This window comes from Spirulina sp. CS-785/01 (assembly GCF_028330525.1).
In the GTDB taxonomy this organism is placed as follows: Bacteria; Cyanobacteriota; Cyanobacteriia; order Cyanobacteriales; family Spirulinaceae; genus JAQMSD01.
Genome location: NZ_JAQMSD010000029.1, coordinates 1 through 16,252 on the forward strand (window position 1 = coordinate 1; position 16,252 = coordinate 16,252).

Consider the following 16,252-nt stretch of genomic DNA (forward strand, 5'->3'; position numbering starts at 1 on the left):
AAATTGTAGAACGAGACACCGTTGTTTCAGACACTTGTGAGAGACATTTTCTCCCCCTCTCCCAAGGTTGGGAGAGGGGGTTGGGGGGTGAGGGCGACTCCAAACCGCCATATCTCGTTACCCACCTTGACAGGGCTGGTCGGGATAGGACGGCGCAGTGTATCTCCTGTCTCAAATTTGCCTACAAAACTGACGGCATCAATCCGCATTGGTAAAGACTGGTGACAACTAGAGCTAAGATCGCCATACGAGTTTGGGTGAGGAATAGTGCGACTACTAGAGGGAGAAGTAAGGCGAGTTTGCGGGGTAAAAATTGCGATCGCCTTGGCATTTGAGTAGGATAGTAAACTTGTGTTCTGCCTTGAACATTGTCAAGGTCAAAAACTCGTGTCTGATCCATTGCGGCAAAAGCATTAGGGGAGTAAGTGATTGTAAATCATTTGCTCTCTTGACTGATAAATCCAACAATGGAAATTGAAATAAATGAAACTATAAAAGTTGAAAAGAATTTAATTTTATTCATCTTTTTTTTACTTGAATTAACTGGAGATTCTATAATGTTAAATCGAAAAATCAATATCAATAAATGGAGTTGATATTTCTCCAATCCAAAGTTTTTTTAGTGTTTCCATTTTTTGAGTTTCTCCACTGTAGGCAGAAGTTTCTAGATGCGGATTTTGGTAATTAAAGCGAATTTGATATTGAGCAGGTTGAATAGGATCAGAAATCCAATGAAAACCATTACAAGATAATAAACTTAATCGAAATTGATTCCATCCAGATCGAAAAATGGCAAGATTTGGAGAAAAACTAATCCTTTGATTGGGCATAACTAAAGGACAATTCTCTACCATTGGATTAGTTGGTCTAAACATAGTACCGCCCCAATCAATACGATAATTATTTAATATGAAGTCTGGTGGATACAAATCATGAAAGTTAAATCTTAAAGGTTTTGACGATTTATTAATAATATAAAGACTAATAGGAACAATAATATAAGGATAAGGGTGATCCGAAAATATAGATGATATAGAATACAGGGAGTTTATAAAACCTTTAATAAAAGCTGCATGATTCCTTTTCATGGAATATAACTTAATACTATTTTTTTTGAGCGCAATTCCAAACTCAAATTTTTCAGTTTCTATTGAATTAATTTCTACATCTTTAGGTATAACTAAATTTAGATAAATTGGCTCAGTTGACAATGGTTTCTCCGTATCTATTCCCTTGTAGTTTTTCTCTCGAAGTCGGTCTAAATTATTTGATTGCTTTGGGTTATAAATATAGCTGAGTTGATATTCTCTAGGTTCTATTCCTTCAAAGACATAGAATTCTTTACGATTTTCAGAAAAATTATAATGCTCTTCTGGATTTTTAGGAATAGCAAGACAAAGCAAATCATTTTGCCAAAATATTCTTAATTTAAAAGTTATATCTCTGCTACTTTGCGGAGAAAATATTAAATATTTTAAGTCCTCTAATTCTTCAAAAAATAGATAATTTGATGGACTAAATAGTTTAAATATAATATTTGATACTTTCTCAAATAATGAGTTTGATTGTTGAAACTTCTCTTGAAAACTAATTGTTTTAATGTTAAAGGATAAATTAAGTTTTCGATCATCATTATTAATGTCAACATAAGGTAAAAATATATTATAATAATCTAAGTAAATTTTTGACTTTGTAGTATTATGAAGAATTATACTTATATAAAAGGATATTGAATTAATTTTTGAGTTTTGCTTGGGAATTGATAAGTAAATGGGACTTGCATTAGTAATTTTCATAATTATTTTGTTTTCACTTGATTGATTATTGTTGGTTTGATTAATAGTCATTTTTTAAATTCTTGAATGATATTTTAAGAACTGGAAACATTAAACGTGATCAATGGAGGTGTAAAGTATTGACACACCCTCTACTAACCTCATTCAGTAAAAATAGTCTGGATCAACTTCTGAATCATCCTCTGAGTTTCGTTTCGCATAAATAGAGTCCATGATAGCGGCAAAGTCTGCATCATCTTGAAAGACTCCGGCAAATTCAACCCCAGAAAAATCTGGTTTTTGTATAGGAACATTCCCAATAATTAAGGGACTATTTTCAAAGGACGGAAATGCTACGTTGGTCATGGAATTTTGGCTCGGACAACGTTTAGATTCTACTCTGATTATACTCAAGATCGTCTGTCCATCCCTCGGAAGGGCGGGTTTGGATGGAGAAACCGGAAAATGACAAACATCTGAGGAAAACTTTGCCAAAATTTAAGGAATAACCCTTTCTCGGCGTGTTTACAATAAATTGGGATTCATCGTACAGGTTTATGAACAGTCATCGCTCAACAAAAATTCAGCATATTATCGAACAACGTCGCCCACTCGCTGCACGGGTGCAAGGGGTGGAGGACAATTTAAGGGAATTGGCGGATCAGTTGCGTCACTTGAAAGCCTATCAGGATTCCCTGTTGGCTAAAATAGAAGACCCCGATATTGTGGCCCGACTGCAAGAATTGGACACCACGACACTATTAAGCGACATTGAAAGCGAGTTAGCGGCCTTGGGCAAATTACAGGGTCGGTTTGCCCGGAATACCCTGAATATCGGTGTTGTGGGGCGTGCGAGGCAAGGGAAAAGTCGCCTCTTGCAGAGTTTATCGGGACTGACGACGGTGGAAATTCCGACAGGCGATCGCTCCCATTGTACCGGAGTCCGTAGCACCATCCACCACAACCCCAGCGCGGATACCCACGGGGAAATCACCTTTCACTCGGAACGCTCCTTTCTCGCGGAAGTTATTGCCCCCTACTACGATAAACTACAACTGGGCATCCGTCCCCTCAGTCTCGATGAATTTGCCCGTCATCCCCTCCCCCCTCGCCCAGAAACCGCACAAACGGCGGAATTAGGGGCGATGTATGAGCATTTGAAGAATTATCACCAAAACCTCGATAAGTACCGTCATTTGCTGCGAGAACCCTCTCCCCGTCACATTTCTCGCCACGAAATCCGGGAATATGTAGCCCAAGATAATGAGAAGGGAGACAGGATTTATTTTAACTATTTGGCGGTGCGAGAGGCGAAAATTATCTGCTCTTTCCCTAACCAAGATGTGGGACAAATCGCGCTCATTGATATGCCAGGATTAGGGGATACTGGACTAGGAGACGAACAACGGTTAATTCAGATTCTCGGCCAAGATGTGGATATTGTGTTGTTTATCCGACTCCCCCAGCCTCCTGGAGAATATTGGGCTGATGTGGATGTACAACTTTATGATATTGCTAAATCTGCATTAACCAGTTTACCCCTCGAACAATGGTCTTTTCTAGTTCTCAATCGCACCACTGCCGATTCTGCGATGGGGGATAATGGGGTCTATTGTCAAGATTTAGTTAACGCGCTTCCTTCAAAACATATCGAGGTCATTGATAGTATTATTGCTAATTGTGCCGACTCTCAAGCGGCCAATGAGAAAGTATTAGACCGGGTTTTAAATTATCTTACTCAAGAAATTAACTCCCTAGACCGACAATATTCTACCACCCGTCAAGAGGCGTTAGAACAACTCCAACGTCAGGTAGAATCCCAGCTAGAAAAAGCTCGAAAAGTCTTGGGAACGGGAGCAGGAAAAGAGAACTGGTTTTCAACCTTTTTATATCTATTTAATGAGCTTTGGGAAGACTTAACCACGGGGTTAGAAGGGTTGTTGAAAGAATTACGAGAAAATCGGGATCAACAAGATGCAGATTTTAAAGATCAAGTCGAAAAAGCCTTAAAATCTTGTGAAGATGATCCTGGACTCCCCTCCTTGGCAGAAATTGATAAAAAACGCAATAGTGAAGGCGGTTATCCCAACGCTTATTACGACTATCTCAACGAAATTCGTGCCCACCTTTCCCAGAAATTCTTATCTCTCGATGATGGCTTAAAGCGTAGCTTAGATCGGGTCAAAAGTCAAGTGGCTGACGTATTAATTCAGAACGGCAAATTAGGACAACTTTCCCAACAACAGGGAGCAGCATTTTTAAGCGAAATTACCCCATTAATTCCCGAAGAATTAAGAGCAGGTGAACCCAGTGAATTAAAGCGGGGATTTGCCATTCTCGCTTCCTTTGAACTCTATTATCGAGGGTTAGTCCAACACCGCATCCGTCAACATTTAGACCAACTTACCCCTGATGATTCTTCCCTACAATTATCCGAAAAACCTTCTGCTCAAGAAGTGTTAGATTTATTAAAATCGGCACAGGCCGAAGCGGTTTATAATTGTCGTAATGCTTTGGATGACTTATTAGCAGAACCGAGTCAGGCCGCATTTGCCATTGTTGAGGAATTTTTAGACCGAGTATTACGGGCTAAATTTGTGAAAGATGAATGGTATATTTTCTTAGAGGAGTTCCGTTCTGAGGTTTGGCCAGAGGAATTTGAGCAACTGGGAGAACGCACCCGCATCCGTCGAGAATGGTTGCAGCAAGTGGAAGCTACACAACAAGCAAATCAGTTAGAAAAATTACAGTTTTTGCAATAGGAGAACAACGTAAAATGCAGGAAGTCCAAGTCACAATGTTAGGCCCTAGTGGTGTCGGGAAAACGACGTTATTAACGGCCATGTATGAACAATTTGAAAGTAATATTGGGTCAACAGATTTACAATTAACTCCCGATGAAGATAGTGCTGCGATTTTACAAGATCGGTTAGTGGAGTTAAAGAGTTTATTAGATACCTTTGAAGCAAGGGGAGGGATTGGGGGAACGGAAGCAGTTGCAGGCCCAGAGTCCCTTCGTTCTTTTGTGTTTGGGTTGGGAAAAAAGGGGGAAACTCCCTCTCTAGAAATTCATTTCCGAGACTATCCTGGAGGGTATCATGGGAGTAGAGCATCTTCGGAGGAGAAGAAGTTTGTTAAAGAGCTTTTACAGGAGTCTGTTGCGGTGTTAATTGCGATTGACTCTCCTGCTTTAATGGAGGAAAAAGGCCGTTTACATGAACAGATTAATCGACCGCAACAAATTAAGAATTTATTTACCTCGGTTTATCAAGATTTAGACTCTCCCAAGTTGGTTATTTTTGCTCCGGTTAAGTGCGAAAAATACTTAAAAAATAAAAAATCTAGCAAAGAATTACTCAAACGAGTTAAGGAAGGTTATGCGGGGTTAATGGACTTTTTTGACGCTGAAAAAATTAATCCTTGGATTGTTAGTGTTGTTACTCCGGTACAAACGGTGGGGAGTGTGGTCTTTTCGAGGATTGAATATGAGGATAGACAAAACAAAAAAAATCCCCATCTTCATTTTAGGAAAGTTCGTCATGATGCGGAATATAGTCCTCAAGATAGCGAACAACCGTTGCGGTATCTTTTGCGATTTTTGCTGAAATTACATCTAGAGAATAAAAGTTGGGGAATGTTCAATTTTTTCCGTAATTGGTTGAAAGTCGATAACCATTTAAAAACGGCAATACAACAGTTTGCTCAAGGGTGTAAAACCAGTGGACAGTTTGCCATTTTGAAGGGTGAACAATGGTTAAAATAAAGGAGGGTTAAGGTTATGGAAATTTATGTGCAAAGTCGAGGTAAATTACAGGATAATGATTACTGTTGGATTCCGGAAATTCCGTCGGTTTTAACCCAACATAATATTATCCATTTAGTGGGTCAAAGTTTTTCTTTGGTTTTAGCGAGATATAATGCTCAATTGTTTCTCTATTTAACGGGGTTAGCAAGTCGGCCAGAACGGGATGATTTTCGCGGTCGTCCGGTGCGAAATTCGGTGTTGTGGTTGTGTTCAGATACTCCAGAGAATGAGTTAAAATTGCGGGGGTTGACGATTCAGGCATTACAGGATAGGAATAGGTTAAGTGAGGATTGCGATCGCGCCATAAAATTACAAGGAGAATTAGGCTTTACCGTTGATTTCGAGCAACTGAAAAATCTAGACTATTCTCATTTATGCCAAGCGTCCAATTCGACTAGCGATCCAAGTAAAAAAATTGGGAATAACTCAGACAATTTACAACAAGAAATTGCCGTAGAATTAGCCAGCAACACATTACCCGATTATCCGGGTTTATTAGTGCTAATTACCAGCATTAAAGGGAAAGACTCCCTCAAAGCAACCGGAGTTTGGAGAGGGTTATCTGATCGCGTTCCCGACGAGGATTTAGAAGAATACGCAAAAAAAAAGAACCCGTTACAGAAGGGAATTATCACCCTTCTCACCCTCATCTTTCTCCTCCTACTGGGTATCCTGATTCTCGTCCAACTCCTGCAACCCGACCCCCAACCCGAACCCCAACAGAACCAGACCTTTTTCAACAATTCACAGAATCCGGAGAAGGTTTATTTCAATTTCTCACAACCAGTGCTAGATTGTCCCAAAAGCAAAGAGAGCAACTCCTTCATCTTGCCTTGTTTTTGGGACGACAATCGGAGTTAAAACAGAAAGCACAAACAGACCAATTAAGCAAGGAAGATAAAGCGTTCTTAAATAAAATTAAAAACACTTTACAACAGTGGCAACAGTTACGAGAAGAAATTGACTGGCAAAATTGGACTTTTTAAGACGTAAAGCGTTTTACCAAAATATTGCCTATTCATCACTCTAACTAAAATTAACTCCCTCGTATAACTCCCGAAAAGAGAGTTCAAACTCCACTGTATTTAATTGTAATTGGTTGTCTTGACCTGTGTATTCAGTTAATACCCATTGTCCGGCCTCATTTTTTACATATTGCAGGACATAAAATTGGGTGGGTTCAATTAAAATATATTCTCTTAGTTCAGGAATGGAGCGATAATATTTAAATTTCTCCCCCTGGTCATAATTTCGAGTTGATTGAGATAAAATTTCAGCGATTAAACAGGGATTCATTACTGTTGTTTCCCCTTTTCCTGCATAGACGGGTTCTCCTGAAATAACCATCAAATCAGGATAAGTATATTGGCGATAATGGGGAATCCACAGTTTTACATCACCAATATAAATGCGATAGTCTTTTTTTCGTAGTGCTAAACGGAGATAACTGTAAAAACTCCCTGCCACTTCATTATGATTCGTTGTACCACCCGTCATAGGAATAATTTGTCCATCTCGATATTCATGTTTAAATTCGGCTTTTTCTTCTAGCTCTAAATATTCTTCTGGGGTATAAAGTTTGGTTTCTGCTGGGATGACCATAGATTGATTTTTTATAATAGGTAACTATTGAGTTGTCATGCTATCCCGATTAGAAGAAGCTCTCAAGGGTTTACTATGAAGGTTAATGGCTTTTATTGTACACATTGTTTCAGAGGAGAATTACCCAGAAAAAAAGGGGTAACTCAACGTTACCCCCCATGCTGTTTCCCAACTTGTTAGAAGCGATGACCAACGCCGAAGTGGAAGCGACTATTGCCTTGGTCATTTAAACCGAAATCTGCGCGTAGGATACCGACAGGGGAATTCACCCGTAACCCTGCACCATACCCGAAACCTGTCCCTTTGTCTGTTTCGATGACTCCCCCTTCTCCTACTGTAGTTGTTCCTGAGCCTAAATCACTCCCAAAGTCGGCAAAAACAACCCCACTCACGGGAGACTCAAAGAGGGGAATGCGGTATTCAGCAGAGGCTAAGAAATAACTGCGACTGTTGCCTAATTCGGCGGTATCATAGCCTCGGACGGAGTTTGTCCCCCCTAATGTAAAGGCTTGATAAGGGGGTAAATCTCCGATCGCAGTTCCCGCTTGTACATTAAACGCTAACACCTCCGGATTCTCCGAGTCAAAGACGCGAGTGGGGGTGTAATTACTATAACTGGCGTTGAGACGATTGTTGAAAATATTCCCTTCACCAATGGGTAAAGACTGTTCACTACTAAAACTGACCACAGACCCAGAGGTGGGGTTTAAGGGGTTATTACGGTTATCTTGGGAGACTCTCGCTTGTACCGTTACTAAGTCATCAATGCCATTTTCGCTAAAAGAAAGGGGATTGCCATATTGATCCTCTGGGGTTAAATTCCCGTCAGCATCACGGATACTGACCCGATTATAATTCACACCGAGAGAAGTGTTCCAGTCCTCCACAGGTTTCTGAAAACTCACCCCACCCCCAAAGCGGCCTTCTCGCGGGCGATCGCCATTCTCCAAGCGTACATCATCATCAAAGTTTGTCGAAACCCCCCGATTGCGAAAGGCATTGAGATTATAACCCGGTGTATCGGGATTACTAGGTCGATAAGGACTACCAAAATTCCCCTCAAACTGGAGATCACTGCGAGAAACCTGCACAGAAAGCCCTAAATTTTGCCCAATTCCGCCCACATTGCGGTCATTATAACTCACAGTCCCAAACAGACCATTGGCCTCGCTGTAGCCGCCGCCAGCGTCCACTCCGCGCACAGCGGCCTCACTCAGTTGGTAAGTTACATCTAAGGCTCTAGTATCCCCATCTAGGGTAATATTAGCACTGTTAAACAGTCCCAAACGATAGAGGTTTTGTAAGTCCTCTTGAGCAGTATCCACTTGGAACACTTCACCCGGTTGCAGATTTAATTGTTCTTGGACAAAACTCTCATCGGTGCGGCCTTCAGTGGGTTGGCCTTGTTCATCGAAGTAACGAATATTAATCGACCGAATCACCCCTTCAGCCACATTAACATTTAATACGCCATCCCCAACTACCCGCACATCCGCCACTTGGGCCAAGGCATAGCCATTATCTTTGTACCATTGGTTGACCTTCTCGATACTTGCATTAATGGTACTCGGACTCACCGTTTCTCCCAGTTGCGGTTGGAATAATTCTCGTGCCACTTCTGGGGAGAGGACTTGAGCATTTTCTAATTGTAGCGATCGCACCCTCACAGGTTGCACCTGATACACCACATCCCAACCCCCAGGACTCTCCTTATAATACGCTTCCACATCATTAAATAACCCAGTCTTCAAAATAGCGCGGATATCCTGTTGTAACAGCATCTCGCTAGTCGCTTGACCCAAGCGAGTGTTAATATTATCCAGAACAATCTGAGCTAACTCCCCTTGGGCCCCGGCCACCTGAATATCCGTAGCCATCACCGCAACCCCCTCTCCCGTCGCAGGGGGAGGAGTGGGAGACGCAGCAGGGGAAGAATAGTCCGGACTCGCATCAACCGCCAGTGTATCGGCTAACGCCATCTCTGTCACCCCCGTCATGGTGGCTACGGTACAAAGAGTTAATAGGGAAACGCGCATCATAATCCTAATCCTTTCAGTTCATTAATAGAGAGTTCTTTATTGGTTTAGAGGAGCAATAAACAACGCTCAACCCTTGATTATGATTGTTGACGGGGGGAATAGGGGGAGGTTGCGCGATCTGTGTCAGCTTTTGATCTGGCACAATTTGGGTAATGGGTAATGGGGAATTGAACTTATTAGCCTTAGTTTGCACCCAAAGCTTAACTTAATTTAGGGATTTAACAACTCTTGTAGGACTGTCACAGATAATCCCGCTTTAAGTTTCTATCGTTTGAGTCGCCGTCATAAGAGAAATTCTCCTAAATTAAACCAATTCTCTTTTAAGATAGCGAATTTTTCGAGAGGGAGAACCAATTTTACTCTCTCCAAGGGCAAAAAATTAGCCTAAACTCAATCCCTTGTCCCCCCCTCTCTCCGTCCCCCACCCACCCCCATTCTTTACTTAAACCCCCTTAAAACCCACTCACCCAACAACCAGAAAACCCCTTTGTGTTCTTTGTGTCTTTGTGGTTGACAATCCCGAAAAAATCGGAGACAGTAGCATAGTGAAAGGGTGAAATCCATTCTCTCAGCCAACCCATGCTCAAACCACTCTCTGTCCTGGCTTTCAGTCTTCTCTGTTTCAGTGGAAGTCGTCTCCCCGTCCACGCACAGTCCATTCAAACCTCACCCGACGGCACAGGGACTACAATTACCATAGAAGGGGACACCTATCACATCACCGGAGGGAGTTTATCCCAAGATGGCACAAACCTCTTTCATAGTTTTACAGAATTAGGCTTAAATCCCCAAGAAATTGCCAATTTCTTGTCCAATCCCCAAATTCAGAATATTCTAGGTCGTATTACCGGGGGAAACCCCTCCGTAATTGAAGGATTAATTCGCGTCACCGGAGGAGATGCTAACCTCTACCTAATGAACCCTGCCGGGATAGTATTTGGCAGTGGTGCTAGATTAGATATTACCGGAGATTTTACGGCCACAACCAGTCATAGTATTGGGTTTGACACCGGAGAATTTAACGCAACGGGAGATAACACCTATCTCGACTTAACCGGAAACCCTACCAGCTTATCCTTTTATACCTCAAACCCTGCCCCCATTATCAACGAAGGAGACTTAGCAGTTACAGACGGACAAACCCTTGCTTTAATTGGGGGGACCGTCATTAACACCGGAACAGTCAGCGCACCCCAAGGTAATATTACCATTGCGGCAGTAGGGAATAATCGCGTGCGAATCTCTCAAACCGGGGTCCCCCTCAGTCTCGAAGTGTCCTTAGAGGGAGTGACGAATGGAATTACCCCCTTAAAACTAGCAGAATTATTAAACTTACCCCAAGTTCAAAACGCCACCACTGTTACAGTAGATGATCAAGGAACAGTCCGTCTAGCCGGGTCAGGAATCACTGTAGAAGCAGGAGAAGTTATCATTGGGGGGGAAGTCCAAGGGGAGAATATCGACTTACTGGCCACCCGTAGAGTTACCCCAGAAACCCCCGACTTACTCTCCACTCCCCCCAGAGTCACCATATTTCCCGAAAAAATAACTGATCCCTTGGCCTATGTCTTCATAGATGCCACAGTAGAAGACTATCACAGCTTCCTCTACGGTGGACAACCGGGGACCACCAGTGTCGTTATTTCCCCCCAAGAAAACGGCCTCGCAGCAATTACCGACCAACTCAACCAAGTCCAGCAACCCGTTGATGAACTCCATATTATCACCGAAGGCAACGAGGGCAATTTTTGGTTAGGGGATACCTTCATTAATGAGGACACCATAGACCAGTATAAAGCGCAATTTCAGGCATGGGGAGAGAAGTTAAGTCCCAATGCAGATATTCTGCTGTATAGTTGTCTTACTGCATTGGGAGAGACTGGACAAACCCTCATTAATACCATTGCAAGAGAAACCCATGCAGATGTGGCCGCATCGACTAATTTAACCGGAAATGCTGCATTAGGGGGGGATTGGACTCTAGAATATAGTACCGGGAAAATTGAAGCGACCTTACCCTTTACTGGGGAAACTCTGAGTCATTATCAAGATATTCTGGCCACTTATACTGTAACTGATCCCAGTGATACAGGCCCAGGGACATTACGGGAGGCCATTGGGTTGAGTAATGGGTCCGTTGGGATAGACGATACCATTCGCTTTTCGGGGGATTTTACCATCTTACTCAATTCTGAGCTTGATATTGCGGGGGATGGGGGAGATTTAGAAATTACAGGAGAGACGAATAATATTATTGTTGATGGTCAAAATAATAATCGCGTATTTGATATTGATAATACTGGCAATGCTAATGTCACCTTTGATCATCTTACCATTCGCAATGGGAGTGCTATGATGGCGGGTGGGAGTGGGGGTGGTATTCGCAATCAGGGGATGGGGACGGTTACAGTTCAGAATAGCATTGTCACCAATAATCGAACTTACGATATAGGGACTCATTCTGGGGGAGGAATTTATAGTGCGGGTGATGTCACCATTACTAATAGTCAAGTCACCAATAATACCGCAAATACTGATGGTGGAGGAATTCGCAGTTTTGGGACAGTTACACTAACCAATAGTGAAGTGTCTGGGAATGATGCAGGGGTTGGGGGTGGAATAGCGAGTAATATACTGAATGCGACTGATAGCACCATAGCCAATAATACTGCATCAGAACAAGGAGGAGGAGTTTCGGCTTTTGGGGATGTCTCCCTTAATAATACCATTGTTGAGAATAATCTTGCTCAGGGCTTAGAGGGAGGGGGACTCAATGTGCAGAATGGGACGGTTATTATTACCGATAGTATTATTCGGGATAATGCTGCGACTGCTGGGAATGGGGGAGGGATTTTTACTCAGAATGCCGATATTACTGTAGAAAATAGCACGATTAGCGGCAATAACAGTGGGTTAGATGGTGGGGGGATACGTCTCTTTTCTCCAGGGAATAGGGTGACTGTCCGCAATAGTACCATTGCTGATAATACTGCCATCAATGGAGATGGAGGGGGAATTTTTAGTAGTGGGGATGCTGTGGTTAGTAATAGCACGATTAGTGGCAATTTGGCCGCCAATGGAGGGGGAATACGGGTGACGGGGAATCTTACCCTGAGTAATAGCACCATTAGTGGCAATACGGCCTATTTTTCGGGGGGAGGAATTCTAAATCTGGGAAGTTCCTTTACTGGGGCAATTCGTAATAGTACCATTGCCTTTAATGTAGCCGATGCCGATGGGGATGGTATGGGGAGTGGTGGGGGACTGTCGGGAAGTGGTGGGATAGTTTCCCTGTTTAATACTATTGTTGCTCAGAATACCCAAGATACAACGCCCTCGGATGTCTCAGGAGGGGGATTTAATGGGAATGCTAATAATATTATTGGTACGTTGACGGGGTTGGGGAGTGGTACATTAGGGACAGGGAGCGATCGCACCAATATCAACCCCCAACTCGGCCCCCTCACCGACAACGGAGGACCCACCCAAACCCACGCACTCCTTCCCAACAGTCCTGCCATTAATACCGGAAATAATAGTATAATTCCCCCAGAACGGAATAACAGCGACCAACGGGGCTTTATTCCAGGCATCGTCGATGGTACAGTCGATGTAGGAGCGTATGAATTTGGAGCAGCAGACCCCAACCCGACACCCCCACCTCCACCCCCAACTCCCACCCCAACTCCCACCCCAACTCCCACCCCAACTCCCACCCCAGAGAGTCCAGAAAGACAACCCAGTCTCCCCAACCTTGAACGAGACCTCAACGAACAACGACTGGACACCGCAAACTTGTCCGACGTTTCCCCAACCAACCCCACCGACAGTAACCTAACCCTCCTAGAGGATAATATCTCCGATAACTTTGCAAACTATCTTGGTATTTCTTCCCCTACCCCCGTCACCGTTGCAGACACCCAAGATATTCTCCGTCGTATCGAAAACCAAACCGGGTTGCGGCCTACAATAATCTATGCTTTCTTTAAATCTTCGACCAACTTAGACCAACCCAACCAACCCCTCTGGCAGTTTAATTCTAGAGGAGGCCAAGGCCAAGTAATCACCAGTCGTCAAACCTCCCAACCCAACGACGAACTCGAATTAATCCTTGTCACCTCTCGCGGTAATCCTATCCGTTATCAAGTCCCCGACGCAACCCGTGAGAAAGTAGAGTCCATGGTTCGTTCCTTCCGTCGCAACCTCACCACTCAACGTCCAGAAAGCGAATATCTCAGTCAGAGTCAACAACTCTATCAATGGTTAATAACTCCCCTAGAGGACACCTTAGAGGAGGAGGGAATTGATAATTTAGTCTTTGTTTTAGATCAAGGGTTGCGGTTATTACCCCTTGCGGCCTTACATAATGGGGAGGGGTTTTTAATTGAACGGTATAGTGTGGGGTTAATGCCCAGTGTAGCTCTGACGAACACAGAGTACAACAGTGTGAAAGATGCGTCGGTTTTAGCGATGGGGGTGTCTGACTTTACTGATGATACTCCTCTCCCAGCAGTTCCCCTCGAATTATCGGTGATTGCTGAAGATATTTGGCCCGGACAAACGTTTCTTAATGATGGGGTGACAGTGGAGAATTTTAAAGCAGCAAGGGAGGAGGGGTCTTATCGCATTCTCCATTTAGCCACCCATAGCAGTTTTCGTCCGGGGCCTCTGAATAGTTCTTATATTCAGTTGTGGAATTCTCGCTTAACCTTAGCAGACCTCCCGGATTTACAATTAAATGACCCTCCCTTGGACTTGTTGGTGTTAAGTTCCTGTCGGACTGCGTTGGGGAGTGAGGAGGTGGAGTTGGGGTTTGCTGGGTTAGCAGTGTTGTCAGGGGTTCGGACTGCGTTGGGGAGTTTGTGGAATGTCAGTGATGGGGGGACGTTGGGGTTGATGAGTCAATTTTATCAGGTGTTGCGCCAGTCTCGGATTAAAGCGGAGGCATTACGAGAGGCCCAGTTATCTTTGTTACGGGGAGAGGTAGGGGTGGAGGATGAACAGTTGGTGACTCCCCAAGGTCGTTTTCCTCTCCCAGAGGGGTTACAACAGCAAGAGAATCAAGATTTTTCCCATCCTTACTACTGGAGTGGGTTTACTCTGATTGGGAGTCCGTGGTAATTGATAGTTGAACTACTCCAGATACAGAGGACACGGAGATGGGGGAGATGGGGGAGATGGGGAGATGGAGGAGATGGGGAGATGGGAAGTAACAACTGGTTACTGGTTTACTGGTTAAAGAACCAACAACAAAAAAAATGAATGGTTTACAGATGATTTGTTTAATTTTGACAGGATGGGGACTTTGGGGGAGTCCGGTTTTTGCACAGGTGGAGGACTTGGGAAACCGGGTGACGCAGGAACAACGGTTTTTTGTGCAACGGGTGGAGGTGGTGGGGGATACGGTGTTGGAGGATGCTGTGGTGCGGGAAATTGTTGCACCTCTTGAAGGGAGGGAGGTGACGTTACGTGGGTTACAGGAGGCGACTGATGGGATTACCCAGTTGTATCTTGACCAAGGGTATATTACCACACGGGCGGTGTTAGGCGATCAGGCGATTAGGGAGGGGGTGGTGCGTATTCAGGTGATTACTCGTGGGGTGAGTGAGATAGTGGTGACGGGGACGGAAGGACTTGCGGGGTATGTGCGCGATCGCCTTAATTCTGCTTTACAGACTCCTCTACAAATTAACACAGTCCAAGACCAATTACGCTTATTACGACGGAATCCTCTGATTCAACAGATTAATGCAACGCTACGCACAGGAGAAGACCCCCGTAGGCTGATTTTAGCGGTGGAGGTGGAGGAAGCAAAACGGTTACAAGGACAAACCTATATAGATAATTATTCTCCGGTGAGTGTGGGGTCGGAACGGTTGGGGGTGGATTTGAGTTATGGTAATTTAGCGGGATGGGGGGATCAGTTGGGGGTGTCCTATTCCCGTTCGACTACGGGGGGGTCAGAAATTTGGGATTTGAACTACAATGTCCCGTTAAATCCTCAAGAGAGTAGTTTACAATTAAGGGCGGTTTTTGACCAAAATCGGGTGACACAGGAGGAGTTTCAGTCACTGGATATTCGGGGAGAGTCGCAACTCTATGAGGTGTCTTTTCGACACCCGATTATTCGGACTGCGGAGGAGGAGTTGGGGGTGTCTTTGGGGTTGAGTTTTCGGGACGGTCAGACGTTTCTTTTTAATAATATACCCCAACCGTTTGGTATTGGGCCGGAGGAGGATGGAACGAGTCGAGTTACGGTGTTACGGTTGAGTCAAGATTATTTTAAACGGGAGGAACGGGGGGGTTGGACGCTGCGATCGCAATTTAATTTTGGCCTCGATTGGTTTAATTCTACTCTCAATCCTGAACCTATTCCCGATAGTCGTTTTTTTAGTTGGTTGGTTCAAGGGCAACGGTTACAGAGATTAAGTGAAAATCATTTATTGGTGATACAATTAGATTGGCAATTCACTCCTAATAGTTTACTCCCATCAGAACAATATGTAATCGGAGGGGGACAAAGTTTACGGGGATATCGCCAAAATTTACGGTCTGGAGATAATGGGGTTAGAGTAACCATTGAAAACCGCATTACGGTGAATCGAGATGTTAATAATTTACCCACTTTTCAATTTATCCCGTTTCTTGATTTGGGAACAGTTTGGAATCATGAGGATAATCCCAATACATTACCGGAAGAAACCTTTTTAATGAATGGGGGACTAGGAGTTTTCTGGACTCCTCCTGGAGGGTTACAAGTTCGTTTTGATTATGGTATCCCTTTAATTGAAGTGAAGGATGCGGGGGAAAATGCTCAAGATTTGGGGGTGTTTTTTCGGGTACTTTATGAGTTTTAGTTGTTATGGAAATAGGAAGTTTGAACCACGAAGACACAAAGGATACAAAGGGGAGATGGGGGAGTATCGGGAGACAAACAACCAACAACCAACAACCAACAAGCAACAACAAAATTTCTTCTTGATTTAACGGGGGTTCAGGAAGATTCGCCAATGGTATCGGATTTGCGATAT

10 protein-coding genes are annotated in these 16,252 nt (G+C 43.7%); 6 read left to right on the plus strand and 4 right to left on the minus strand.

The genetic code is table 11. From position 1 onward, the window contains the following. On the plus strand, positions 1 to 215 hold a 215-nt coding region (locus PN462_RS01085; protein ID WP_272126001.1), incomplete at its 5' end, for a hypothetical protein. A 345-nt stretch (positions 216 to 560) separates the two neighbouring features. Here the strand turns inward: PN462_RS01085 and PN462_RS01090 are convergent. Further along, on the minus strand, positions 561 to 1,847 hold the full coding sequence (locus PN462_RS01090; RefSeq protein WP_272126002.1) for a hypothetical protein: 1,287 nt from the start codon (positions 1,845 to 1,847) through the stop codon (positions 561 to 563). Between the two features lie 93 nt (positions 1,848 to 1,940). Continuing rightward, on the minus strand, positions 1,941 to 2,141 hold the full coding sequence (locus PN462_RS01095; protein WP_272126003.1) for a hypothetical protein: 201 nt from the start codon (positions 2,139 to 2,141) through the stop codon (positions 1,941 to 1,943). A gap of 191 nt (positions 2,142 to 2,332) precedes the next feature. Between PN462_RS01095 and PN462_RS01100 the strand changes: the two genes are divergently transcribed. From PN462_RS01100 to PN462_RS01110, 3 genes are read left to right on the plus strand one after another with little or no spacing between them, the layout of a single operon-like run. Then, positions 2,333 to 4,537, plus strand: a complete 2,205-nt coding sequence (locus PN462_RS01100; protein ID WP_272126004.1) for a hypothetical protein — start codon at positions 2,333 to 2,335, stop codon at positions 4,535 to 4,537. 14 nt (positions 4,538 to 4,551) lie between these two features. Beyond that, positions 4,552 to 5,538, plus strand: a complete 987-nt coding sequence (locus PN462_RS01105) for a hypothetical protein (RefSeq protein WP_272126005.1) — start codon at positions 4,552 to 4,554, stop codon at positions 5,536 to 5,538. 15 nt (positions 5,539 to 5,553) lie between these two features. Continuing rightward, positions 5,554 to 6,441: a hypothetical protein gene (locus PN462_RS01110; RefSeq protein ID WP_272126007.1), complete on the plus strand. Its 888-nt coding sequence runs from the start codon at positions 5,554 to 5,556 to the stop codon at positions 6,439 to 6,441. 165 nt (positions 6,442 to 6,606) lie between these two features. Here the strand turns inward: PN462_RS01110 and PN462_RS01115 are convergent, their stop codons facing one another. After that, positions 6,607 to 7,182: a Uma2 family endonuclease gene (locus PN462_RS01115; RefSeq protein ID WP_272126009.1), complete on the minus strand. Its 576-nt coding sequence runs from the start codon at positions 7,180 to 7,182 to the stop codon at positions 6,607 to 6,609. Positions 7,183 to 7,358: 176 nt separating this feature from the next. Beyond that, entirely contained in the window at positions 7,359 to 9,221 is a 1,863-nt protein-coding gene (locus tag PN462_RS01120) for a BamA/TamA family outer membrane protein (protein ID WP_272126011.1), read from the minus strand. Positions 9,222 to 9,800: 579 nt separating this feature from the next. Between PN462_RS01120 and PN462_RS01125 the strand changes: the two genes are divergently transcribed. Further along, the gene (locus PN462_RS01125) at positions 9,801 to 14,342 is read left to right on the plus strand and encodes a CHAT domain-containing protein (RefSeq protein ID WP_272126013.1); all 4,542 of its coding nucleotides are present in this window, start codon (positions 9,801 to 9,803) and stop codon (positions 14,340 to 14,342) included. 137 nt (positions 14,343 to 14,479) lie between these two features. Next, on the plus strand, positions 14,480 to 16,078 hold the full coding sequence (locus tag PN462_RS01130; protein WP_272126015.1) for a ShlB/FhaC/HecB family hemolysin secretion/activation protein: 1,599 nt from the start codon (positions 14,480 to 14,482) through the stop codon (positions 16,076 to 16,078). Positions 16,079 to 16,252 lie beyond the last annotated feature (174 nt).

Excerpts from the sequence above, each read along its gene's own strand:
- PN462_RS01100 (WP_272126004.1), top strand. The coding sequence starts at position 2,333 with ATGAACAGTCATCGCTCAACAAAAATTCAGCATATTATCGAACAACGT.
- PN462_RS01090 (WP_272126002.1), bottom strand. The coding sequence starts at position 1,847 with ATGACTATTAATCAAACCAACAATAATCAATCAAGTGAAAACAAAATA.
- PN462_RS01095 (WP_272126003.1), bottom strand. The coding sequence starts at position 2,141 with ATGACCAACGTAGCATTTCCGTCCTTTGAAAATAGTCCCTTAATTATT.
- PN462_RS01115 (WP_272126009.1), bottom strand. The coding sequence starts at position 7,182 with ATGGTCATCCCAGCAGAAACCAAACTTTATACCCCAGAAGAATATTTA.
- PN462_RS01125 (WP_272126013.1), top strand. The coding sequence starts at position 9,801 with ATGCTCAAACCACTCTCTGTCCTGGCTTTCAGTCTTCTCTGTTTCAGT.
- PN462_RS01105 (WP_272126005.1), top strand. The coding sequence starts at position 4,552 with ATGCAGGAAGTCCAAGTCACAATGTTAGGCCCTAGTGGTGTCGGGAAA.
- PN462_RS01110 (WP_272126007.1), top strand. The coding sequence starts at position 5,554 with ATGGAAATTTATGTGCAAAGTCGAGGTAAATTACAGGATAATGATTAC.
- PN462_RS01130 (WP_272126015.1), top strand. The coding sequence starts at position 14,480 with ATGAATGGTTTACAGATGATTTGTTTAATTTTGACAGGATGGGGACTT.
- PN462_RS01120 (WP_272126011.1), bottom strand. The coding sequence starts at position 9,221 with ATGATGCGCGTTTCCCTATTAACTCTTTGTACCGTAGCCACCATGACG.